The organism is Buchnera aphidicola (Thelaxes suberi) (genome assembly GCF_964059005.1).
GTDB classification, from domain to species: Bacteria; Pseudomonadota; Gammaproteobacteria; order Enterobacterales; family Enterobacteriaceae; genus Buchnera_I; species Buchnera_I aphidicola_C.
Genome location: NZ_OZ060389.1, coordinates 80,156 through 105,669, shown reverse-complemented (window position 1 = coordinate 105,669; position 25,514 = coordinate 80,156). Strand labels below are relative to the sequence as shown.

Genomic DNA, 25,514 nt, shown 5'->3' with positions numbered 1-25,514 from the left:
TATATAGAATATGTATTTGTATATAACATTTTTACAATACATAATGATTATTAATTATTTATTGAAAAATATTTAATTTGAAATAAATTAATATATAAATAAAATACGCTATTTTCGAATTTTTTTATTAACTGTATCTACTATTATTTGAGTCATATGATCAATTTCAATATTTAAAATATCTTTTTCCTTAACTACAATAAAATTTGTATTTTTTATAGTTGCTGGAATTAAAAAAACAGAAAAAAAATTATTTACTACTCTATTTATTGTCAAGCTTACTCCATTAATACAAATAAAACCTTTTTCAAAAATATACTTTATTAAATGTACATCTTTTAACTGCAACCATAATTCCATATTTTTACTTTTATGAATTAATTTAGAGACTACTACTGTTCCAGAAACATGACCAGAAACTAAATGTCCACCTAATTCGTCATTGATTTTCAAAGCTCGTTCAATATTAATTAGACTATCAATTCTTAAATATTTTAAGTTAGTGGTATTTAAAGTTTCTTCAATTATATCAAACGTAACATTTTGATCATAAATGGACGTTACTGTCAAACAACATCCATTATTTGATATAGAATCACCTATTCGTAAATTAGATAATAAATTGTTATTTAATTTTATTGTAATACAAAAAAAATTTTTTTGTTTTACAATTTTGATAACTTTTCCAACTCCTAATACTATCCCAGTAAACATTTTTTTCCTTACAATAACAAAAAATATTTATCAAATAATTATTTTAAAACAATTTTTTATTTAAAAAAAACGATAATCTTTTGTTGCTATAAATTAATAAAATTTATATTGTATTTTATTTTAAATAAACTTATAATATTAAATTTAATTACGTCCGTAGCTCAGATGGTTAGAGTGTCATCATGACATGGTGAAAGTCATCGGTTCAAATCCGATCGGACGTAAAATAATCAATAATTCTATTTTAACAAAAAATTATTTTCAATGTATAATCAGGTATAAATAAATATAATTATATATTAATATATGAAATTAGATGAAATTATTATTAATAATTTAATTAAATATCGATTAACTCACCAATCTTTTTTGCTAATGTATAGCGGAGGACTAGATTCCAGTGTATTATTGCATCAATTAGTATTTATTCACAATAAATATAAAAATTTATTAAAATCATTAAGAGTATTACACGTTAATCATAAAATCAACCAACATGCTGATTTATGGAGTCAACACTGCAAAATTGAATGCAAACAATACAACATAAAATTAATTACAAAAAAAATAAAAAAAAAAATTCCAATTAAATCCAATACTGAAGCAATAGCAAGAAACGAAAGACTAAAAATAATAAAAAAAATATTAAAACCTAAAGAAATAATAATTACAGCTCATCATTTGAATGACCAATGCGAAACTTTTTTACTAGCCCTAAAAAGAGGAAGTGGCATTAATGGACTATCTGCAATAAAAGAATATAGTTCAATATTAAACACAATTATTATACGACCCTTATTAAAAATTCCTAGATCACTATTACATTCATTTGCTATTAAAAAAAAAATAAAATGGATAACAGATTTATCTAATCATGATTTACATTATGACAGAAATTATATTAGACATATAATTATTCCTAAAATGGAAAAAAGATGGCCTGAATTTATACAAAAATGCTATATCACATCAAAACTATGCACCACCAGTGTGCAAGTAATTGAATACTTCATAAAAAAAATATATAAAAAATATATTAATACAGACTATTCATTAAATATCAACTTTATTATAAAATATAACCAAGAAATACATTTTCTCATTCTAAGAAAATGGTTTTTTTTACATGTAAAAAGAATGCCTTCCTATAACATTTTATCTAAATTATATTACGAAGTAATTCAAAATAAAAAAAAAATTAACCCTATAATGAATTTTCAAAACTTTCAAATAAAAAAATACAAAAATAATATTTATTTTTTTAAAAAAGAACCAGATACAAAAAGTATCATCATTAAATGGAATCGACCATTTAAACCAATAAAACTACCTCTAAAAATAGGTTATATTTGTCAGAATAAAATTAATAAAAACGCCATTAATGCTATTAATCAACCAAATTATAATGAAAAAGTTACTATTCGTTTTCATTATACAGGTAAAATTTTACAACCAGGTAGATCTTTTGCTACTACAATAAAAAAAATATGGCAATCAATGCACATTCCACCTTGGAAAAGAAATAATATTCCATTGTTATTTTATAATAATCAATTTGTTGGAGCAATTGGTTTATTTTTTGATACTTATTATATAAATAATCAATCAATACATAAAAAATGGAAAATAATTTGGTTTAATAAAATTGATTACTAAAATTAAATACTATTTATTATACATTTAACTTAAATTACATATACTTAATAGCGAATCAATTTGTTTTTTTTCAATACGTGTATACAATTTTTTAAATTTATTAATCTTATGATTTAATAATGGTGTACCAATATTCGTCCAATTTAATTTTATATTTAAAAATTTTTCACTATTTTGTGCTAAATTAGGCATAATAGGCTTTAACCAAGTCATAATAATTTTAAAAAAATTAATTGATACTGAACAAACTTGTTGTATATAACTATTATGTAAACCATTATTATTTTGTAATATTTTCCATGGTTGTTTTTGATTAATATACTGATTAGCTATACCTGACATTTTTATAATCTCTTTAACCGCTAAACTAAAATCTCTTTTCTCAAAATGCACTTCAATAATTAAAGAACTTTTTAAAAACAAATTATAAACATCCTTATCTATTAATTTATCTGATAATATTCCATTAAAATATAAATTAATAAATTTTGCACTTCTAGAAGCTAGATTAATTACTTTGTTTACAATATCAGCATTAATTTTCTCATGAAAACTTTCTAAATTCATTTCAATATCTTCAACTTTAGAAGATAATCTACTAGCATAGTAGTACCGTAAACTATCTGAATCTAAAAATTTTATCCAATTTTTTGCTAAAATAATAGGTCCTTTTGATTTAGATATCTTTTTATTATTTACAGTTAAGTAACCGTGAGCAAATATTCCCGTTGGTTTTCTTAATTCAGCTGCTTCTAAAATAGCAGGCCAAAATAAACTATGAAAATAAATAATATCTTTTCCAATAAAATGAAATAACTGGTGAGGTGAATTTATTTTCCAAAAATCATTAAAATTAATATTTTTACTTTTATTACATAAATTTTTAAAAGTACTAATATAACCAATAGGGGCATCAATCCAAACATAAAAATATTTTCCTGGAAAATCAGGAATTTTAAAACCAAAATAAGGTTGGTCTCGTGAAATATTCCACGGCTTTAATCCTTTATTAAACCATTCTTTAATTTTATTAAAAACTGTTTTTTGGAGAACTCCAGAACAAATCCATTTTTTTAAAAATTGTTCAAATTGAGGTAAATCAAAAAATAAATGTTGCGACTGTTTTAATAAAGGTGTAGTATTTGACAAAACAGATTTAGGCTGTATCAAATCCGTAGATAAATACGTAGATCCACAATTTTCACAATTATCCCCATACTGTTTTTTTGCATGACAATAAGGACATTCTCCTTTTATAAATCTATCAGGTAAAAAAATATTTTCTTGTATATCATAATATTGGTATATAAATTCTTTTTTTAAAAATTTTTTTTTCTTTAAAATACTAAATATGTTTTTTACGAAAAAAAAATTTTCTTCTGTATGAGTAGAATAATAATTATCATGAACAACGTTAAAGTTTAAAAAATCATTTTTATGCTCTAATAATGTATTGTTAATCAAAGTTTCTGGAGTAATATTTTCTTTTTTTGCTCGAATCATAATCGCTGTACCATGAGCATCATCTGCGCAAATAAAAAAAACTTTTTCTCCCTTCATACGTTTATAACGCACCCAAATATCCGCTTGAATATGTTCTAATAAATGACCAAGGTGAATAGAGCCATTAGAATAAGGGAAAGCACAAGTAACTAATGTATTTTTGTTATTCATAAATTTAAAATACGTCCTTGAGATAATATAAAATAAATAATGAATATTTATTATTTATAAAAAGATATTTCAGTTTCAAATGACAACTTAAATTAATTAATTAAAAACAATTTTAATTAATTAATTTAACTAATTAATCATAACAAAATTTATTTCCAGAATAATATTCTTATACTATTCTGGAACAATAAAACATTTATTTTATGTGTTAAAATAATTAATAAATATTAATAGTCGTAATATTCTCAAAATAATTATTAAAAAAAAAAAATAAATTTTTATTCAATCCAATTAGTATGAAAAACTCCTTTTTTATCGATTCTTTTATAAGTATGAGCTCCGAAAAAATCACGTTGTGCTTGAATTAAATTTGCATTAGATAAAGAAGTTCGATATCCATCATAATAAGACATAGCAGAAAAAAAAGTAGGTATACTTATCCCATGTTTTACTGATAGTGATATTATATCACGTAAAGCGTTATGGTATGTATTTGCAATATTCGTAAAATAATCGGATAATAATAAATTAGATAAACTATTATCATTCAGGTATGCTTCATTAATTTTTTCTAAAAAATTAGCTCTAATAATACATCCTGAACGAAAAATATTAGATATACTTCCAAAATTTAAATTCCAAGAATATTTTTCTGATGCTCTTTTTAATTGAGAAAATCCTTGAGCATAAGATATAATTTTGCCTAAATATAACGATTGCCTAATTTTTTCAATTATATCTTTTTTATTAGAATTAATATAATTATTTTGAGGGGCTTTTAATACCGTACTAGCAATTAAGCGCTGTGATTTTATATTAGATAAATATCTTGAAAAAACTGATGATGCAATTAAAGTTAATGACTCACCTAAATTTAATGCTTCCTGCACTACCCATTTACCAGTTCCTTTGTTTTCCGCTACATCCAATATTAGATCTAATAAATATTTATCATTATTCATTTTTTTTTTAATAATTAATGAAGTAATTTCAATTAAATAACTTTTTAATTCTCCTTGATTCCATTCGCAAAAAATATTAGAAATTTCTTCATTATTAAGACCTATTAATTCTTTTAATAAGGTATAAGATTCTGCTATTAATTGCATATCCCCATATTCAATACCATTATGTATCATTTTTACATAATGACCAGATCCATTCGGTCCAATATAGTCAACACATGCATCCTTACCAACTTTTGCAGAAATTTTTTCAAAAATTTTTTTTACATATTTATAAGATTTTGTATTACCTCCAGGCATTATACAAGGTCCATTTAATGCCCCTTCTTCGCCTCCTGAAATACCTGCACCAATAAAATATATTCCTTGTTGATATAATTCTTTTTCCCTTCGAATAGTATCTTTATAAAAACTATTACCTCCATCAATTATTATATCATTTTTATCTAAAAAAGGGATTAAAGAAAGGATAACATCATCAATTGAACGACCAGCTTTAACCATCAACAAAATTTTTCTAGGCAATTCCAAAGAATTAACAAAATCTTTAATTGAAAAACAAGGTAATAAGTTTTTTCCTTGATTTATTTGTTGAATTTCTTTCATTTTTTTTTCTGAACGATTAAAGATAGCAACTAAAAAATTATTTTTTTCCATATTTAAAGCTAAATTATATCCCATTACTCCCATACCAATAACGCCAATATGCTGTTTTAACATTATTTTTTCCTAATAATATTGTTTAAAAAATTGACTAATTATGCAATTAATAAACTTCATATAAAACATATTTCATTTTAGACATAAATGAAAAATTATCACATATAAAAACATTTCTAATAATAATGTATTATTAATTTTTTTAATTTGTATTTTGATGTCGTTTTTGTAATCTAGATATTATTGTATAAATATCCATATTATGTTCATGTAATAAAACTAAAAAATGATACATTAAATCTGAAGACTCATTAATTATTTTTTCTCTATCATTTTGCATAGAAGCTATAATTGTTTCAATTGACTCTTCTCCCAATTTTTGAGCTATTCTTTCTTTACCTTTAAGGAATAACTTATACGTATATGAATTCTTATTATTTTCTTTTTTATTTAATTCTATTAATTTATCTAAATAATGTAAAAAAAACAACTTAGAATGTTGGCTACTTTCTTTCGAATAAAAACAACTAACATTATTTAAATGACAAGTAGGTCCAATAGGATCAACCATAATCAATAAACTATCACAATCGCAATCAGTAATAATTTTTTTAATTTTTAAAAAATTTCCAGAAGTTTCACCTTTTTTCCATAATCGTTTTTTTGTTCTAGAATTAATTGTTACTTCTTGATCTTCTATACTTTTTTGCAATGCTTCATAATTCATAAAAGCATGCATTAATACTTCACCTGAAAAAAAATTTTGAATAATTGCAGGAACATTTTTATTGTTATTTTTGTCCCAATTAATTTGTGCAATATTATCTAACGTGATTAACATAACCTTACTCCAATACCTTTTTCAAACAAGAATTTTTTTAGATTCATTATATTAATAATATTTTTATGAAAAACTGTAGCAGCTAAAGCTCCATCTACATTAGTTGCATTAAAAACATCATAAAAATCTTGCATTGTACCTGCTCCTCCAGATGCAATTAAAGGAATATGACATACTTGCCTTAATTTTTTTAATTGTATTAAATCATAACCTTTTTTTACTCCATCTTGATTCATAACGTTTAGTACAACCTCTCCTGCTCCTAATTTTTGTACTTGTTTTACCCAATCAATTGTTTCAATATCTTTTTTAATAATTTTTTGCTCTGATCCAGTGTATTGAAAAACATTATATTTATTTGTTTGATTGTTATACCAAGAATCTATACCAACAACAATACATTGAACACCAAAACAATCTGCTATACGACTAATTAAAAACGGATCACTTATAGCTGGAGAATTAATAGATACCTTATCTGCACCTAAAGATAAAATACTCTTTACATCGTCAATGCTTTTTATACCTCCTGCTACACAAAAAGGAATATTTATATATTCAGCTATTTTTGCAATCCATTTTCTATCTACTAATACATTATTAGAAGAAGCTGTAATATCATAAAAAACTAATTCATCAGCTCCATCATTTACGTATTTTTTAGATAAATTTATTATATCTCCTACTACTATATGATTTCTAAATTGAACCCCTTTAACAACAACTCCATTTTTCACATCTAAACAGGGAATGATTCTTTTTGCCAGCATGAAATCGCCTCTTTAATTGTAAATTTTTTTTCTAAAAAAGCTCTTCCTATTATAATGCTATTTATATTTGTTTTTTTTATATTAATAATATCAGATAAGCTTGAAATACCTCCTGAAGCTTGTACAGATAAATGCGGAAATTGCTGAATAATATCACTATACAGCTGTATATTCGGACCAGAAAGAGTCCCATCTTTTGTAACATCTGTACATAAAACATGTTGTAATCCTAATTCTGAATATTCATTAATAATCCGTTCTAAAGAACACTGTGTTTCTGTTTTCCAACCATTAATACAAATACATTTTTTTTTATTATGATCAATTTTAATATCTAAAGCTAAAACTATTCTATTACCTGTATATTTTTTAAACCAATTTTTAACTTTTACCATATTTTGTATAGCTAAAGATCCAATAACAACTCGTGAATTTGTATTATTTAAAAAAATCTGTTCAATGTCTTGTTCTGTTCTAATACCACCACCAACTTGTAATGGAATAGTAAAATTTTTTAACAATTTCTGTATAAAATCAACTTGTTTACTACTCGGATCACGAGCTCCTTGTAAATCAACTATATGTATTCTTTTAATTTCTTTTAAGTTATACCATTTTATTATATCTGTTAATTTATATGAATAATGTAATACAGAATTATAATTTCCTTTATATAACCGTACTATTTTATGATTTAATATATCTAAAGCAGGAATAATCATTATTCACTCCATTTCTAAAAAATTTTTTAACAATGTTTCACCAACGAATCCTGATTTTTCAGGATGAAATTGTACTCCATAAAAATTTTTAAAGCATATAACTGAACTAAATTGTTCACTATAATCTGTACTTGCAATAGTATATTTAACTAAAGGAATAATATAACTATGAACAAAATAAAACTGATCATGCATATTTATATTACGAAAAATAAATTTATTTTTCATAACTGTAATATTATTCCATCCCATATGAGGTATAACATTACTTTTTTTAATAAAAGGTTGTACATGACAATCAATTATTTTTAAACAATTAATTCTACCTCCTTCTAAACTAAATTCGCTTAATAATTGCATACCTAAACAAATTCCAAGTACTGGTTGTTTGCATAATGGAATTACTTTATGCAAATGATAACGCTTTAATTGATTCATTGCTGTTTTTGCTGAACCCACTCCTGGAATAAATATTTTTTTTGCATTAATAATATCATCTTCGTTTGTTGTTATTTTTGATGTATATCCTAATCTGTAAAGCGACCATTTTAATGAAGACAAATTAGAACATCCAGTATCTATAATAATTATAGTCATTTTTACAAAATCCCTTTTGAACTTAATAATGCATTATTTTTATTTTTTTTTATCGCTTGACCTAAAGCTTGACCAAACGATTTAAAAACTGCTTCACAAAGATGATGATCATTTTTACCATGAGCTGTAATATGTAAAGTAATTTTCATAGAATATACAATAGTTTTAAAAAAATGTTCTACCATTTCACTACTTAAATCTCCAATCTTGCTATTCTTAAATGTAACATTAAAATTTAAATAAGGACGATTAGAAATATCTAAAATGCAACTTGCAGTGCTTTCATCCATAGGTAAAATAAAACCAAATCTATTAAAATTGGTCATACTATTTCTAATTAATTTAGATAATGATTTTCCTAATACTATCGCTGTATCTTCTATTGTATGATGATCATCAATATGTAAATCTCCATATATTACTTTAATATTAAAATAGATACCGCTATGAACAGCAATTTGATCTAGCATATGATTTAAAAAATTAACGCCTGTATTAATTTTATTGCTTTCTTTATATAAATTTAAATAAGTTTTAACGTAAATAGCAGTTTCTTTAGTTTTTCTATATACAGATGAACAATGTTTTTTTGTTGTTAATATGTTACCAATTTTTTTCCATGATAATTTATTATGTGCATAACGCAAACCATTAATACCTAATTTATCAGCTAACTGCATATCGGTTATTCTATCACCTATAACATAACTATTTGATTTATCTATTAAATTATTAATTAACCATTTTTCAACTAATTTTAAATTTGGTTTACGACACATGCAATTATCTTTTTCTGAATGAGGACATATAAGTATTTCATCAAAAATAATACCTTGGGATCTAAAAACTTCTAAAATAAAATTATGACTTTGATAAAATTGCTTAAAAGGAAAACTTAAAGTTCCTAAATTATCTTGATTTGTTAATAAAACAAAAATAAAATTATATTTTTTTAATTCAGACAAAGTTATTATTACATCTTTCTCTAAACAGATTTTTTTTAAATGATCAATTTGATAATTATCATTCGGTTCTTTTACTAAAGTTCCATCTCTATCTATAAATAACACTTTATGCAACATGAAATGTACCTAATTAATATTTGCAAAAAAAAACTATAATTTTTTTAAAATATCTAATATCTGAGCGCAATCTTTATGAGTTCCTATAGAAATGCGTACATGATTTTTTAACATAATTTTATCATTTTGGGATCTGATAATAATGCCTTTATCATAAAGTTTTTTACATACTGATTTATAACAAAAAAATTCTATAAGCAAAAAATTTCCTTGACTATCAAAAATATTTTTAATAACTTTGATATTTTTTAATTTTTCTAAAAACCATTTTTTTAAAACATTTATTTTTTTTACTCTATTCTTCATATTAATAATCATATCTTCATTTAAAAAATGAGATGCAATATCTGATATCGGAGTAGGTATTGGATAAGGAGCAATAATATTTTTTAATAAATTAATTACTGAGCAATTAGCTAAAATAAAACCACACCTCAATGCAGCTAATCCAAAAGCTTTTGATAAAGTTCTTAATATAACTAAATTAGGAAAAAGTGGTATTAACTTAGATAAATTATAATTCATAGAAAATTCTATATACGCTTCATCTACTACGACCAAAGCAGTATTTTTGAATAAATCTAATAAATAATAAATATCTTGTTCGTTAATTAAATAACCCGTAGGGTTATTAGGGCGACAAATATAAATTATTTTTGTATTTTTTCGATACTTATAAATTTTTTGTAAATCTAAATTCCAATTATAAAAGGTAGCAATTTCATAATTTTTAATACCCATAATTTCAGCGCTAATAGCATACATGGGATAAGTAGGAGGACATGTAATAATTGCATCATGCTCAGAATTACAAAAAGCTTTTATTAGCAATTCTATTCCTTCATCAGCTCCTCGTGTAACAATAACATTGTTATATGATACACCTGCATAATTTGCATATTTTTTAACAACGTTGCTTGGTTGATTATCAGGATACCGATTTAATTTAATATTTTGACTAATATAATTTATTTCATAAGGTAATTCATTTGCATTCATCCATATTGAACCTGCACCTCCTATTCTGCGAGCTGATTGATAAGGCTTTAACTGTTGTATATTTTTTTTAGCAAGTTGTGTTATGTCAAACATTAATAATTATTCCTACATTTTATTTAGTCTCATTGTTACTGCATTTTTATGTGCATATAATTTTTCTGATAAAGCAAGTGTTTCAATTGTTGTTGATAATTGTAATAGTCCTTCTCGTGTTAATTCCTGTACTGTAATACTTTTTTGAAAATCCCATAAACCTAAACCTGAAATCGATTTTGATGAACCGTATGTAGGTAAAACATGGTTTGTTCCAGAAGCATAATCTCCAGCAGATTCAGGCGACCATTCCCCTAAAAATACCGATCCAGCATTAGTAATTTCTTGCAAAATTAACCTAGGGTTTAAAGTTTGAATGCTAAGATGTTCTGGTGCATACACATTGGATATGCTAATACATTCTTTTAAAGAATTAGTGATTATTATGCGGCTTTTACTTAAAGATTTGCGTATAAATTCTAATCTTTTAGAACTAAGTATCATATTTGATAAATTTTTTATAACCTTTTTTGCTAAAATTATGCTCGGAGTTAATAATATCACTTGTGAATCATATCCGTGTTCTGCTTGAGATAATAAATCTAATGCAATAAAATTAGCATTCGCGTTTTCATCTGCAATAATTAATAATTCAGAAGGTCCAGCTAACATATCAATACTAGGTCCATTAATATTTTTACTTACTTGTAATTTAGCTTCAGTTACATAAGCATTACCAGGACCAAATATTTTGTCTACTTTAGGAACAGTTTGTGTACCATAAGACATTGCAGCAATTGCTTGAGCGCCCCCTATTTCATATATTTCATTAATTCCACAATATTGAGCAGTATATAAAATTTTATTGCTAATTTTTGGTGGAGAACATAAAATTATTCTTTTACATTTTGCAATTATTGCAGGAATTACTAACATTAATACCGTTGAAATTAAAGGAGCTGACCCTCCAGGAATATATAAACCTACAGATTCAATAGGAAAAATTAATTTTTGGCAACGTACTCCTTGTTGAATTTCTATATCGATATTACTTATTTTTTGTAAATTATGAAATTTTATAATATTATTTTTTGCAATTGTTACCGCATTTTTAAAATCTTGCGATACTGTGCACTTTGATTCAATAATAGATTTTTCATTTTTTTTAATTTCTATTAAATTATAATTATCAAAAATTTTAGAATACTTAAGTAAAGCATTATCTCCAAATTTTCGAACATTAGAAATAATTTTTTTTACTTCATTTTTAACTACGATATTGCTTTTTGAAATAGGGCGTAATAAAATTTTTTTTTTATCTTGATCAGATAACAATGACCAATGAAACAAATTATTATTTAATTCCATTACATTACTCCATCATTTTTTCAATTGGTAATACTAAAATAGAACTTGCTCCTAATTTTTTTAATTTTTCCATTGTTTCCCAAAAAAGCGTTTCACTACTTACCATATGCATAGCTACTCTGTTTTTATCTCCTGCAAGTTTTAAAATAGTTGGATGCTCTGCTCCTCTTAATAATTTTTTAACTTCTTCTAATTTATTATTTGGAGCATGTAACATGATGTATTTCGATTCACGAGCTTTAATAACACCTTTAATTCTTATCATCAACTTATCAATTAAAGCATTTTTTTTACAACAAATTCCATGTGATTGAGTAATTAAACAAGCATGAGATTGATAAACATTTTCTACTTCTTTTAATCCATTAGCTTCTAGTGTTGCTCCTGTAGAAACTAAATCACAAATTGCATCAGCTAAACCAACTCTTGGAGCAACTTCTACTGATCCATTTAATACAAAAGATTTAAATTTAATTGCTTTTTTATCAAAAAAATGTTGTAAAATATAAGGATAAGAAGTAGCTATTCTCGTATTAATAAAATACTTAATTCCATGATATTTTTTATTAATTGGAATACTTAAAGATAACCGACATTTTCCAAAATCAAGGCGTTGTAGTACTTTATATGAAAAATTTTTTTTTTGAAACTTTAATTTTAAAACTTCTTCTTTTAAAACATTTTCTCCAATAATTCCAAGATCTACTATTCTATCAATAACTAATCCAGGAATATCATCATCTCTAACACACATAACATCTATTGGCATATTTTCAGAAAATGCAATTAATTTATTTTTTTCTAAATTAATTTTAATCCCACATCGGAGCAATAATTTTTTTGAGTCTTTACTTAATCTTCCAGATTTTTGTATAGCAATACGTAATCTACTATTGATCAGCATTATGTTTCCTTTAGAGAAATTTTATATATACATCTATAATTTATGATATTTTTATATATATTTTTAAAATTAAAATTTTAAAAAAAATTAAATTAATATATTTATATAAATATTTTTTGCAATTTAAAATTTAATTTAATACAGTCTATAATAATTATTTATTATTAATAATTTATAAAAAAACAAATAAGTATTATTTTAAATAAAAATAACAGAACTAATGTTTCTATGTTAAAAAATATAATGAAATAAAAAAATTTCTTTTTTATAAAAAATAAAAAATTACGTTTTAATATACAAAACATTAGACCAAACTATAATATGAATTATTTATTCTTTAACAAAAATTTCTAAAAATCAATTAGTACACTAATAGCAGCTCGACTGTTTCTAAAACTACTATCTTGATAAAATGCAATAATATCAGGATGTTGTGATAACCATATAGGAATGTGTTTTTTTAATATATTCTTTCCATGACCATGTATTATACTTGCACAAAATAATTTTTCATTTTTACAAATTAAAATTAATTTTCCTAACTCTAATAACGCTTGTTGTTTGTTAAGTCCGTGTAAATCTAAAATAATATCTGATGGATATTTTCCTGATTTTAAATCTTTTAGTTCTTTTTTATTTATTTCAGAACGAATATAACAAATTGAATTTTTTTTTAAAATTTTTGTACTAATAGATTTAGATAAAAAATAAGTATGCATACTTTCTTCAATTTTTTTTTTTAACAAACTATTCTTTTTATTTTGATATTTATTAGGAGTAGCCATATGAAAAATTGTATCTTGTACTATCTTACGCACTCCTATACAATGCTCGCGAAATAGAAATAAATCTTTTTGATAAATATGTGAAATTATTTTATTCATGATATAAAATATACCTAAATACTGTAAAAAATATTTTAATGATAAATTAAATTAATATACTTTAAACATTTTAAAAAATTTTAATAAAAAAAACGTATCTCATATATCTTATATAAGTAACTTACATACATAATATATTATTTCAATAATATTAAAATAATTAATTTATATAATAATTATAAAAAAAATTAAATACAAATTTAAAAACATTATTCCAAATAAGGAATTATAATATGAGTGGTAATACTATTGGAAAAATATTTCAAGTAACTACCTTTGGAGAATCCCATGGTACAGCTTTAGGGTGTATAATAGATGGCACTCCTCCGGGATTAGAATTATCTAATGCAGACATACAAAAAGAATTAGACAAACGTAAACCAGGAACTTCTAAATACACTACACCACGTCGAGAATCAGATATAGTAGAGATTTTATCAGGAGTCTTTGAAGGGAAAACTACAGGAACTAGTATTGGATTAATGATAAAAAATCAAGATCAAAGATCTCAAGATTATGAATCTATTAAACATAAATTTAGACCTGGTCATGCTGATTTTACTTACGCTAAAAAATATGGATTTCGAGATTACCGAGGAGGTGGAAGATCATCGGCTCGTGAAACTGTTATGCGTGTAGCAGCAGGATCAATAGCAAAAAAATATTTAAAAGAACATTTTAATATTTGTATATTAGGTTATTTAAAACAAATAGGTCCTATTAAATGCAATTTATTCGATAAAAATATAATAGAAAAAAATCCATTTTTTTGTGGTGATGAAAAACAAATATATCCAATTAAACAACTTATTAAACAATTAAAAAAAGAAGGTGATTCAATTGGAGCAAAAATAAGAATTATTATTAATAATACCCCTATTGGATTAGGAGAACCAGTATTCGATCGATTAGATGCCGACTTAGCACATGCATTAATGAGTATTAATGCAGTAAAATCAGTTGAAATAGGTGATGGTATTAAAGTTGTAGAGCAAAAAGGAAGTTTTCATCGTGATGAAATGTCTGAAAAAAAATTTTTTAGTAATCATGCTGGAGGTATTTTAGGAGGTATAAGTAATGGTAATGATATTATTATTACTATTGCTTTAAAACCGACATCTAGCATTTCTATACCAGCAAAAACTGTTGACATTTTTAATAAAAAAACAGTTATTATTACTAAAGGAAGGCATGATCCTTGTGTTGGAATAAGAGCTGTTCCAATAGCAGAATCAATGTCTGCAATTATTTTAATGGATCACTTATTAAGATATCGAGCACAATGCGGAAATTTAAAAAATTTTTAAATACAATTTTTATCCAATAAACCAGAAGTTAAAAGAAATTAATTGATGATTCAGTAAAAAGTTTCATGTAGATATTTATATATCTATAAAAACATTAAAATTTTATTTTAATTAATGTTAAATAACATTTAATATTAAAATAATTAATAATTTGTTGAAATATAATTCAGTATTATATGTAGTGTATAACATATAATAATTTTTAAAATAATAATATTTATTAAAATAATATAAGTTTTTTATTAAAAATAAAATAAAATATTTAAATTTTTATTGATTTATTTATATAAAAAATTTTTATTAATCAAAATATTTAAAAAAAAGAATATGACAATAAACAATTACTTCTGTTAGATTCTAAAAAAAAATTCATTCTATAACTGTTAATATTAAAATATATTTAATATTTTAAAGAGAAAATTAAAATGTTTAAAGGTAGTATTGTAGCTTTAATTACACCAATGAATGAAAAAGGTAATATATGTAAAAAAAGTTTAAAAAACTTAATTACATATCATATTAATAATAAAACTTCTGCCATTGTTTCTGTTGGAACGACTGGAGAATCTTCTACATTAAATCAAAAAGAACATATAGATCTAGTAATGAGAGTGGTTGATATTGCAGAAAAAAAAATTCCAATTATTGCTGGAACTGGATCTAATGCAACTACAGAAAGTATTAACTTAACTCAAAAATTTGAAGATTCAGGTGTTGCAGCATGCTTAAGTGTTACTCCATACTACAATCGACCTAATCAAGAAGGATTATACCGTCATTTTCAATCTATAGCAGAAAACACTAATTTACCGCAAATTTTATATAATGTTCCAATGCGTACAGGATGTGATTTACTCCCTGAAACAATCGCAAAATTATCTCAACACCCAAATATTATTGGAATTAAAGAAGCTACTGGAGATTTGTCTCGTGTTAATAAAATAAAAAGTTTAGTAAAAAAATATTTTTTACTAATTAGTGGCGATGATGCAACTGCTTTAGATTTTATTAAACTAGGAGGGCATGGAGTCATTTCTGTTACTGCTAATATTGCTGCAAAAAAAATGTCACAAATGTGCTCTTTAGCGTTAAAAAATGATTTCAATAACGCTGAATCAATCAATCAATTATTAATGCCTTTTCATAAACATCTTTTTATTGATTCAAATCCTATACCAGTAAAATGGGTAGCAAAAAAGTTAGGTTTAATCTTAAATGCAACATTAAGATTACCAATGACCAGTTTATCACAAACAAATAAAAAAATATTAATGAAAATTACTAATGAATTTTTGAAAAATACGAAATAAAATTTAAATTGTATTTTAATCGTTTAATCAGAATAATTATTAAAAAATTAATTAAAATCATAATTTTATTATTGAAATATAATTTCATATTTTATAAAAGTTAAAGTTATAAAAAAATTAAATATTAACTAAACTAGTAGCATACGAAGTATATATGCTTCGCGTGTTACTATAAATAATATTACTGTATAAAAAAATTTTAATATAGTAGTATTCTATGAATATATAATGAGCATTTTAATAATATAAACTAAACCATAATTTCTTCTAAGATATTCTGATAAATACGAGTTAATACTTGTAAATCAGATATTTTTACACATTCGTTAACTTGATGAATTGTTTTATTTATTAAACCTAATTCTATTACTTGAGCACCTAATTCGGGTAAAAAACGCCCATCCGAAGTACCTCCTGAAGTAGAAAGGCTAGTTTTTTTTAGTTGTATTTTAGAAATAGCATTTTTAACAGATGTTAATAGTTTACCAGGTTTAGTATAAAAACAATTACCTGCAACATTCCATTTAACAGTATAATTTAAATTATATCTTTTTAATAATTTATATATCTCTTTTTTAATATTTAATACTGTATTAATAGGTCCAAATCGTATATTAAAATTAATACATATATAACTAGGTATCATATTATTTTTATTATTATCTACTTGAATACTAGAAATTTGAAGCATTGTAGGAGGAAAAAATTGATTACCTGCATCCCATTTTTTTTGTATTAATTTTATTAAAAAAGGTAAAGATGTATGAATAGGATTGTTAGATAAATGAGGATAAGCAATATGTCCTTGTATTCCTTGAATTTTTAGTTCAACATTTAAAGAACCTCTCCTTCCATTTTTTATATAGTCACCAACATAATTACTACTAGTTGGCTCCCCTACAATACAATAATCAATTTTAACTCCTTTAGATTGTAAAATTTTTACTACTTGCGCTATACCATCAGTACCTTTATCTTCTTCATCAGAAGTAATTAAAAAACCTAACCTTCCTTTATAATTATTTTTATTTGATAAAATAAATTCTTCGACAGCTAGTATCATTGCTGCTAAAGCTCCTTTCATGTCTACAGCTCCTCTTCCATATAAGATTCCATTTTCAATATAACCTTGAAAAGGATCGTATTTCCATAAATCTAAATTACCTGAGGGAACAACATCAGTATGCCCTAAAAAAACAATAGACTTTCCGCTTCCTTTATAAGCCCAAAAATTACTAGTATTATTAATATTAATTTTTTCTACAATAAAACCTAATCGTAATAATCTCTTAATAAGAATATCCTGACAACCATAGTCTAAAGGACTAATAGAAGGAATTCTAATTAATTTTTGTGTTAACTTAACAATAGGACAATTCATAATCACCCTCATATACAATAAATTATATAAAATATTTAATAATATAAAAGGGGCTGACCCTCCCCTTTTTTTTTAAAAAAAGTAAATGATTTAATTTAATAATAATTTTTCAGATATATTTACTATATTTTCTGTTGTAAATCCAAATTTCATAAACAATTCTTCTGATGGAGCTGATTCTCCAAAAGTATTTATGCCTAAAACAAAACCATCTAATCCTACATATTTATACCAAAAATCAGAATGACTTGCTTCAATAGCCAAACGTTTTTTAACTTTTTTAGGTAAAATTAGTTCTTTATAATAAGCGTCTTGTTGATCAAAAATATTCGTACAAGGCATAGAAACAACTCTAATAGAGTAACCTTTTTTACTTAAAATTTCAGCTGCACATAATGTTATCCATAATTCTGAACCAGTACTAATTAAAATTAATTCAGGGTAAAAATTAAAATCTTTTAATACGTAACCTCCTTTATAAATATTATCAATTTGAATTGCATCCCTATTAATGTGCATTAAATTTTGACGAGATAAGACTAAAGCAGTAGGATTATTATTTTCTAAAGCTGAATGCCATGCAATTGCTGTTTCTAATTGATCACTCGGTCGCCATACATTCAAATTCGGTGTTGAACGCAAATTCCCAATTTGTTCAATAGGTTGATGAGTTGGACCATCTTCGCCTAAACCTATCGAATCATGAGTATAAATAAAAATATGTTTAAGATGCATCATTGCTGCCATTCTGACTGCATTTTTTGCATATTCTACAAACATTAAAAATGTAGCTGTATAAGGAATAAACCCTCCATAGTTAGCTATTCCATTAGCAATTGCTGTCATACCAAACTCTCGTACACCATAATGAATGTAATTACCACATGAAACATTTTTAATTGATTGTGATTTACTCCATAATGTTAAATTACTCGGCGCTAAATCCGCTGATCCACCTAATAACTCCGGAAGCAATAAACCCCATTCTTCTAAAATATTTTGAGATGCTTGACGTGTAGAAATATTATTACTATGTTTGCACATTTTTTGAATAGATAGTCTACTTGTTTTTTTCCACTCTTTTGATAAAATTTTATTAGTTCTTCTTAAATACTCTTTTGCTAAATCAGGATATTTATTTTTATATTCATTAAAAAGTTTATTCCAATTGTGTTCTAAATCATTCCCTTGTTTTTTAAAATCCCATTTCGAATATATCTCATCTGGTATAATAAAAGGATCATAATTCCAATTTAAAAATTTTCGAGACAAAAATACTTCTTCAGATCCTAAAGGAGCCCCATGACAACTTGCTTTTCCATTTTTATTAGGGGAACCAAGACCAATAATTGTATTACAAATAATTAATGATGGTTTATCTTTAGTTAATTTAGCTATTTTAATAGATTCATAAATATCTTTAAAATTATGACCATCAACATTTTCTATTACATTCCAATTATAAGACTTAAATCTTTTTGCTGTATCTTCAGTAAACCAACCTCGTGTATCGCCATCAATAGAAATGTTATTACAGTCATAAATAACAATTAATTTATTTAATTTTAATGTACCTGCTAAAGAAGCAACTTCATGAGAAATACCTTCCATTAAACATCCATCACCAACAAAAACCCAAGTATAATTATCAACAATAGGATAATGAGTCCTATTAAAAGTAGCCCCTAAAGTGCGTTCTGCAATTGCCATACCAACCGCATTAGCTAAACCTTGACCTAAAGGACCTGTTGTTACTTCTACTCCAGCAATATGACCAAATTCTGGATGTCCTGGAGTTTTAGATCCTAATTGTCTAAACTTTTTTAATTCTTCTATAGAAGCATCTTTATATCCTGAAAGATGCAATAAACTATACAATAACATTGAAGCATGACCGTTAGATAAAACAAATCTATCGCGATTTTTCCATTCTGGGTTATTAGGATTGTGTTTTAAAAATTTTCTCCATAAAACATCGGCTATATCAGCCATACCCATTGGAGCTCCAGGATGTCCCGAGTTAGCATATTCAATTGCATCTATACTTAAAATACGTAATGCATTAGCTGTTTTTTTTAGATTTCTTCTCATAACAATATATTTTTCCTGTTTATATAAAAATTTTATTATTATTTAAAATTATGTAAATTTTAATATTTAAATATGTTTTTCTAATATTTTTTCTAAATTTTTTTGATCTAATATAAACTGACGAATACCTTCCGATAATTTTTCTACCGCCATTGCATCTTGATTATGTTCTAATAAAAAATCAGATTCAGATAATTTATTAATGCAACTGTTTTTATTTAAAATATGTTTATTATTAATAGAGGACACGATATTTTCTGAACGTGATTGTAATATTTTTAAAATGTTAGGAGAAATAGTTAAATAATCGCAACCAGATAAAGCTAATACTTGATCAGCAGTACGAAAACTAGCAGCCATAACTATAGTTTTATAATTATTAGTTTTGTAATAATCAAAAATTTTTTTAACAGATAATACACCGGGATCTGTATCTATAGAATAAAAAGATAACAAATTTTTACTTTTATACCAATCCAAAATTCTTCCTACAAAAGGTGATATTAAAAAAACTCCTGCTTCAGCGCACGCTTTTGCTTGAGCAAATGAAAATAATAAAGTAAGATTACAATTAATATTTTCTTTTTTTAATGCACGTGCCGCATTAATACATTGCCAAGTTGCGGCTAATTTAATCAAAATCCTAGATCGATCTACTCCTTCTTCTTCATATAAATTAATTAATTCTTTAGATTCATTAAAAGAAGATTCATAATTAAATGAAAAAGAAGCGTTTATTTCAGTAGAAATCCTTCCAGGTATATATTTTAAAATTTCCATTCCAATTAAAACTGATAGTTTTTTTGACGCATTGTTTAATTGTAATAATCTATTACCTCCTACTTTTTTTGCATATAAAATTGATTTTTCTAACAAATTATTGTAGAATCCAGATTCTACAGCTTTTAAAATTAAAGAGGGATTTGTTGTAGCATCTTGAGGTTTATATTTTTTTATAAACTTAATATCTCCTGTATCTGCTACTACTATACTATTTTTTTTTAAATATTCTAACTGATTCATTCATGATTCCTTTATAGTTAATAAATACAATTTTCTTACAAATAATTTTTATAAAATTTAAACAATGTTTAAAATTATTCAAGTTATATATTAATGTAATATATCCTATACAACACTTTTATTTTAAAAAAAAATATTTTTTTTATTATAAAAATATTTTTATTAATAAATAATATAAATTATATTTATAAATTTTATAAAAAATTATACTTGCTTATAACAAATACTACATTAGATCCTCCAAAACCAAAATTATTAGACATAATAACATTGATTTTTTTATTAATAGTTTTAGTTGCAATATTTAATTCTATTAAATCTGGATCTATATTTTCTATATTAATATTAGGCGCTATAAAATTATATTTAATCATTAATAAACAATAAATTATTTCATGCACACCAGAAGCTCCTAAAGCATGACCAGTAATAGATTTAGTTGAAGAAGATAATGGAGGTAAAAGATATTTTTTTTTATTTTTGAATAAATTCAAAACAGCTAAACCTTCTTTTTTATCCCCTATCTTTGTTGAAGTTCCATGCATATTTATATAATCAATAGAGGTAGTAATATTTTTTAATGCATTTTTCATACATCTTAATGCTCCATTATCAGAAGGTATTAACATGTTAAAACCATCTGAAACAGATGCATATGATTTGATTTCTCCATAAATATATGCTGATCTATTAATAGCATGTTGTAACTCTTCTAATACAACAACACCTCCCCCCCCTGAAATTACAAAACCATCTCTATTCTTATCATAGGGACGCGAAGCTATGACAGGGTTATTGTTATATTTAGTTGATAATGCTTTCATTGAATCAAATTCTAAAGCTAATTGACAACTTAACTCCTCAGCTCCTCCAGAAAAAATAACTGTTTGCTGCCCATTCCTAATTAATTCAAAAGCATGACCAATACAATGCGAAGATGTTGTACACGCAGAGCTAATAGAATAACTAAATCCCTGAATATTAAAAATAGTAGATAGCACTGCAGATAAATTCGAAGGCATAGTTGTAATAATAGAATGAGGATTCATTCTAATATTACCTTTTTTATCTTGTTTTATACTTTGAATATTAGAATAAGAACATTGAGATGGATGAGTTCCCGAACCAATAATTAATCCAATTTTAGGATTATAACGGTATATTTTAGACGATAATTTTGATGAAATAATAGCTTGCTGCATTGATAAGTACGCATATATAGTTGCAGAATTCATGTATTTTAGCATTCGAAATGGTATATTTTCTTTTATTTTATTGATATTAATATTCCCAAATACATGACTCTTTATTCCCATTTCTTTCATTTCATTGGATATAGTTATCCCTGATTTTCCATTTTTTAATGAAAACATTATATCTTTTTCAGAATTACCTATACTAGAAACAGCTCCAAAACCTGTTATTACTACTCTATTCACATGCAATACCTAAAATTTATTTATTGTAAATAAAAATATTTTTATTAAATTTTATTGTTTTAAAGCATTATTATATAATTTATATATAAAAACATAACTACTTTAATATTAAAAAATAAATAAAAATATAAAAATCAATTTAATTGATATCAATACTTTTTTTAATATGTTAAGAAATTTAATAAAAAACAAGATGGTAAAATGAACTTATCACATAAAACAGGAAAATTATATATTGTTCCAACTCCTATTGGGAATCTGAATGATATAACAAAAAGAGCCTTAGAAATCTTAAAAAAAGTTGACTTAATTATAGCAGAAGACACTCGACATACTAAAATATTACTACGTAATTATAATATACATAATAATTTGACATGTTTGCATAAATATAATGAAAATAAAAAAACTAAAAATATTATCAAATATATTCAAACAAAAAAACATGTTGCATTAGTGTCTAATGCAGGTACACCTATTATTAATGATCCAGGTTTTTATTTATTAAAGCAATGTATATTATTTAAAAATATTGAAATAATACCTATCCCAGGAGCTTGTGCTATTATAACTGCATTAATCGCATCAGGATTACCAACAAATCGATTTTGTTATGAAGGATTTTTACCATCCAATAAGAGCGCTCGGAAAAAAATATTAGAATTGTTAAAAAACGAAACTAGAACCATGATATTTTTTGAATCACCAAACAGATTAACATCTACCTTAATAGATATTAAAAATATTTTTGGAGAAAATAGAAATATTGTCATTGCAAAAGAATTAACTAAGATATGGGAACTTATTCAAAGATTACCTGTATTACAAATGTTAAAATGGATTAGTAATAATAATAATATATTAAAAGGTGAATTTATTATTTTAATACAAGGGTGTGAAAAACCAAATAAACAAGATATTAAAAACAAAATTTTTAATACATTTAATATTTTAAAAAAAGTGCTTAATGAAAAAGAAGCTGCACTGTATACAACAAAAATTCATGCTGTAAAAAAAAATTATTTATATGAATTTTTATTTAAAAAAAATATGAATAATTTAATTTGAATGATATTATATAGTTAAAATATGAAGTTGACTGAAACAGTCGCTACTAATAATTTAAAAAATTATTATTTTAATAATGAAATAAATTTCAGTAGAGGAAAGTCCGGGCTCCTTTGAGCTAAAGTGCCAGGTAACACCTGGGAGATGTGAATCTACGACTAGTGCCACAGAAAAATACCGCCTTATTGCTATTATTTTTATATGATTAATAATCATCTCTTCGAATTATTAATAATTTTATAACTAAAAATAAAATCTTAAGGTAAGGGTGAAAAGGAGTGGTAAAAGCACCCCGCATTATTGGCAACAATTAATGGCAAGGTAAACTCCACTTGGGAGCAAGGCCAAATAAGAATTTTATAGTTCAAGCTCTAACTAAATAAATTCGGGTAGGCTGCTTGAATTAGTAAGTGATTACTAATCTAGATGAATGACTGTTAAATACAGAACCCGGCTTATTAGTCAACTTCATTTTTTATATAATTTATTAATAAAACATTCAAATAAATAACTATATTCCTGAAATGTGAACTTGTTCAAATAAAATCGAACCTGTTTGTATTTTATTTTTTATATTTATGTCATTGCTAATATTAATTATGTTTAAAAACATATCTTTTAAATTACCAGATATAGTTATCTCGCTAACAGCATGCTGTATTTCTCCATTTTGTATAAAAAAACCTGAAGCTCCATAAGAAAAATCACCTGTAACTATATTCACACCGCTACCCATTAATTCAGTAATAAATAATCCAGTACTCATAGAATTCATTAAACGTTGAAAATTTAAATTTGTATCTTGTACCTTGATAATCCAATTAGAAATACCACCACAATGCCCTGTAGTTATTAAATTTAATCTATTCGCAGAATAATGATCCAATAACCAAGTATTTAAATATCCATTTTTTACTATTATCTGATATTTTGAACTTACCCCTTCTAAATCAAAAGGATGTGAACCAATTCCTTTTTTTAAATATGGGTCCTCAATAATATTTAACCATAACGGGAAAACTTGTTTTTGCATCATAGAAAGTAAAAAAGTAGTACTACTATACACATTTTTTCCATAAATAGCTTTGGCAAATTCATTCAAAACCATAGAAGATAAATCTGCAGTTAAAATTATAGGTAATTTAGTACTATGTAATTTTATAGGTGATAACTTTAATAAAGCTCGTTGTGCACTTTTAATACCTATTTTTTGAGGATTTTCTAAATCATTTATATCTTTTGATAACGAATAATAACAATCTCTTTGCATTCCATTTTTATCTTTTGCAATAATTTCAGAAAAAATAGACGAAGAAGTAAAACTATAATCTTTTATTATTCCTGCACTGCTTCCAAATACAATAGTATTAACACTACTAGAAAAACTTGATCCTTCGCTGTTTGTAATTTTTTTATTATAACTTAAAGCAGATTGCTCTGATTGCAACGCTAAATTAATTCCATAATCAGCATCTAAAGAATAATTAAAAAATGTTTTTAATTTTTTCGGAAAGTAACTAACGAGATCATAATTAGGAATATTAGCATATTTATCATATGTAGAATATGATGCTATATTTATAGCTTTTAATAATAATTTATTTATAGAATCCATACTTAAATCAGAAGACGTAACACTTCCCTTTTTATTTTTAATATAAACTGTAATAAAAATATTAATATCTTTATGAAATTCAATGTTTTCAATATTCAAATTTCTGACAGAAACATACATGCCTTGTTTTTTTTGAACATGCGCTTCAATATGATCAAATTGATTTCTTTTGTAATCTAAAATATACTTGATAGTATCAACAATATTTTTTTCTGTCGGTTTCTCATAAATAATTTTATGCATGTACATTCCTTCGAATTATTTTTTTAATAAAATTAATATTTTTAATATTATTAAAAATTTAATGTATATTAATTTATTTACTAATATTATAAAATATACTGTAATTATATAAACAAATTTATTATACATAATATTACATAAAAAAAAAAATAAGTTTTAATTATTGTT

The 25,514-nt window shown here is 24.4% G+C and carries 21 protein-coding genes, 1 tRNA gene and 1 other RNA gene; 6 read left to right on the top strand and 17 right to left on the bottom strand.

Features of this window, described 5'->3' with window-relative positions; genetic code table 11:
• Positions 1-108 precede the first annotated feature (108 nt).
• Positions 109-714, bottom strand: a complete 606-nt coding sequence (locus AB4W61_RS00500; RefSeq protein WP_367679030.1) for a riboflavin synthase subunit alpha — start codon at positions 712-714, stop codon at positions 109-111.
• 150 nt (positions 715-864) lie between these two features.
• Here AB4W61_RS00500 and AB4W61_RS00495 point away from each other — a divergent pair.
• Positions 865-938 (top strand) — tRNA-Val (locus AB4W61_RS00495).
• Between the two features lie 82 nt (positions 939-1,020).
• Positions 1,021-2,370 carry a tRNA lysidine(34) synthetase TilS gene (gene tilS, locus AB4W61_RS00490; RefSeq protein WP_367679029.1) on the top strand — a complete coding sequence of 450 codons (1,350 nt, stop codon included), beginning with the start codon at positions 1,021-1,023 and terminating at the stop codon, positions 2,368-2,370.
• 24 nt (positions 2,371-2,394) lie between these two features.
• Here the strand turns inward: tilS and metG are convergent, their stop codons facing one another.
• From metG to smrB, 11 genes are all read right to left on the bottom strand, one after another.
• Positions 2,395-4,044 carry a methionine--tRNA ligase gene (metG, locus tag AB4W61_RS00485; protein ID WP_367679028.1) on the bottom strand — a complete coding sequence of 550 codons (1,650 nt, stop codon included), beginning with the start codon at positions 4,042-4,044 and terminating at the stop codon, positions 2,395-2,397.
• Positions 4,045-4,322: 278 nt separating this feature from the next.
• On the bottom strand, positions 4,323-5,729 hold the full coding sequence (gene gndA, locus AB4W61_RS00480; RefSeq protein ID WP_367679027.1) for an NADP-dependent phosphogluconate dehydrogenase: 1,407 nt from the start codon (positions 5,727-5,729) through the stop codon (positions 4,323-4,325).
• A gap of 142 nt (positions 5,730-5,871) precedes the next feature.
• A complete protein-coding gene (gene hisIE / locus AB4W61_RS00475; RefSeq protein WP_367679026.1) occupies positions 5,872-6,510 on the bottom strand; it encodes a bifunctional phosphoribosyl-AMP cyclohydrolase/phosphoribosyl-ATP diphosphatase HisIE in 639 nt (212 codons plus the stop codon).
• Positions 6,504-7,280, bottom strand: coding sequence for an imidazole glycerol phosphate synthase subunit HisF (gene hisF / locus AB4W61_RS00470; protein ID WP_367679025.1), 777 nt, complete (start codon positions 7,278-7,280; stop codon positions 6,504-6,506). Before hisF ends, hisIE begins: the two co-directional genes overlap by 7 nt.
• Entirely contained in the window at positions 7,250-8,002 is a 753-nt protein-coding gene (gene hisA / locus AB4W61_RS00465) for a 1-(5-phosphoribosyl)-5-[(5-phosphoribosylamino)methylideneamino]imidazole-4-carboxamide isomerase (protein ID WP_367679024.1), read from the bottom strand. The genes hisF and hisA overlap by 31 nt, the downstream gene beginning before the upstream one ends.
• A gap of 3 nt (positions 8,003-8,005) precedes the next feature.
• Complete coding sequence (gene hisH / locus AB4W61_RS00460) at positions 8,006-8,599, bottom strand: imidazole glycerol phosphate synthase subunit HisH (RefSeq protein WP_367679023.1); 594 nt, start codon at positions 8,597-8,599, stop codon at positions 8,006-8,008.
• 2 nt (positions 8,600-8,601) lie between these two features.
• Positions 8,602-9,681 (bottom strand): bifunctional histidinol-phosphatase/imidazoleglycerol-phosphate dehydratase HisB, encoded by a 1,080-nt coding sequence (gene hisB / locus AB4W61_RS00455; RefSeq protein WP_367679022.1) that lies wholly within the window; start codon positions 9,679-9,681, stop codon positions 8,602-8,604.
• Between the two features lie 33 nt (positions 9,682-9,714).
• Positions 9,715-10,773 carry a histidinol-phosphate transaminase gene (gene hisC / locus AB4W61_RS00450; protein ID WP_367679021.1) on the bottom strand — a complete coding sequence of 353 codons (1,059 nt, stop codon included), beginning with the start codon at positions 10,771-10,773 and terminating at the stop codon, positions 9,715-9,717.
• Between the two features lie 12 nt (positions 10,774-10,785).
• Positions 10,786-12,081, bottom strand: coding sequence for a histidinol dehydrogenase (gene hisD / locus AB4W61_RS00445; protein WP_367679020.1), 1,296 nt, complete (start codon positions 12,079-12,081; stop codon positions 10,786-10,788).
• A 4-nt stretch (positions 12,082-12,085) separates the two neighbouring features.
• Positions 12,086-12,985: an ATP phosphoribosyltransferase gene (gene hisG, locus AB4W61_RS00440; RefSeq protein WP_367679019.1), complete on the bottom strand. Its 900-nt coding sequence runs from the start codon at positions 12,983-12,985 to the stop codon at positions 12,086-12,088.
• Between the two features lie 350 nt (positions 12,986-13,335).
• Positions 13,336-13,869: an endonuclease SmrB gene (smrB, locus tag AB4W61_RS00435; protein WP_367679018.1), complete on the bottom strand. Its 534-nt coding sequence runs from the start codon at positions 13,867-13,869 to the stop codon at positions 13,336-13,338.
• Between the two features lie 233 nt (positions 13,870-14,102).
• Here smrB and aroC point away from each other — a divergent pair, with 233 nt between their 5' ends.
• Together aroC and dapA are read left to right on the top strand one after the other, a co-directional pair.
• The gene (gene aroC, locus AB4W61_RS00430) at positions 14,103-15,176 is read left to right on the top strand and encodes a chorismate synthase (RefSeq protein WP_367679017.1); all 1,074 of its coding nucleotides are present in this window, start codon (positions 14,103-14,105) and stop codon (positions 15,174-15,176) included.
• 425 nt (positions 15,177-15,601) lie between these two features.
• The gene (gene dapA / locus AB4W61_RS00425) at positions 15,602-16,486 is read left to right on the top strand and encodes a 4-hydroxy-tetrahydrodipicolinate synthase (RefSeq protein ID WP_367679016.1); all 885 of its coding nucleotides are present in this window, start codon (positions 15,602-15,604) and stop codon (positions 16,484-16,486) included.
• A 250-nt stretch (positions 16,487-16,736) separates the two neighbouring features.
• Here dapA and dapE read toward each other — a convergent pair whose 3' ends face one another.
• The 4 genes from dapE to AB4W61_RS00405 form a co-directional block, all read right to left on the bottom strand.
• On the bottom strand, positions 16,737-17,867 hold the full coding sequence (dapE, locus tag AB4W61_RS00420; RefSeq protein WP_367679015.1) for a succinyl-diaminopimelate desuccinylase: 1,131 nt from the start codon (positions 17,865-17,867) through the stop codon (positions 16,737-16,739).
• A 90-nt stretch (positions 17,868-17,957) separates the two neighbouring features.
• Entirely contained in the window at positions 17,958-19,958 is a 2,001-nt protein-coding gene (gene tkt / locus AB4W61_RS00415; RefSeq protein WP_367679014.1) for a transketolase, read from the bottom strand.
• Positions 19,959-20,024: 66 nt separating this feature from the next.
• Positions 20,025-20,981, bottom strand: coding sequence for a transaldolase (gene tal, locus AB4W61_RS00410; protein ID WP_367679013.1), 957 nt, complete (start codon positions 20,979-20,981; stop codon positions 20,025-20,027).
• Between the two features lie 194 nt (positions 20,982-21,175).
• Positions 21,176-22,420 (bottom strand): beta-ketoacyl synthase N-terminal-like domain-containing protein, encoded by a 1,245-nt coding sequence (locus AB4W61_RS00405; RefSeq protein ID WP_367679012.1) that lies wholly within the window; start codon positions 22,418-22,420, stop codon positions 21,176-21,178.
• Between the two features lie 201 nt (positions 22,421-22,621).
• Here AB4W61_RS00405 and rsmI point away from each other — a divergent pair, with 201 nt between their 5' ends.
• Positions 22,622-23,488, top strand: a complete 867-nt coding sequence (gene rsmI / locus AB4W61_RS00400) for a 16S rRNA (cytidine(1402)-2'-O)-methyltransferase (RefSeq protein ID WP_367679011.1) — start codon at positions 22,622-22,624, stop codon at positions 23,486-23,488.
• Between the two features lie 23 nt (positions 23,489-23,511).
• Positions 23,512-23,962: RNase P RNA component class A (gene rnpB, locus AB4W61_RS00395), an RNA gene on the top strand.
• 37 nt (positions 23,963-23,999) lie between these two features.
• Here the strand turns inward: rnpB and pmbA are convergent.
• Positions 24,000-25,346 (bottom strand): metalloprotease PmbA, encoded by a 1,347-nt coding sequence (pmbA, locus tag AB4W61_RS00390; protein WP_367679010.1) that lies wholly within the window; start codon positions 25,344-25,346, stop codon positions 24,000-24,002.
• Between the last annotated feature and the right edge of the window lie 168 nt (positions 25,347-25,514).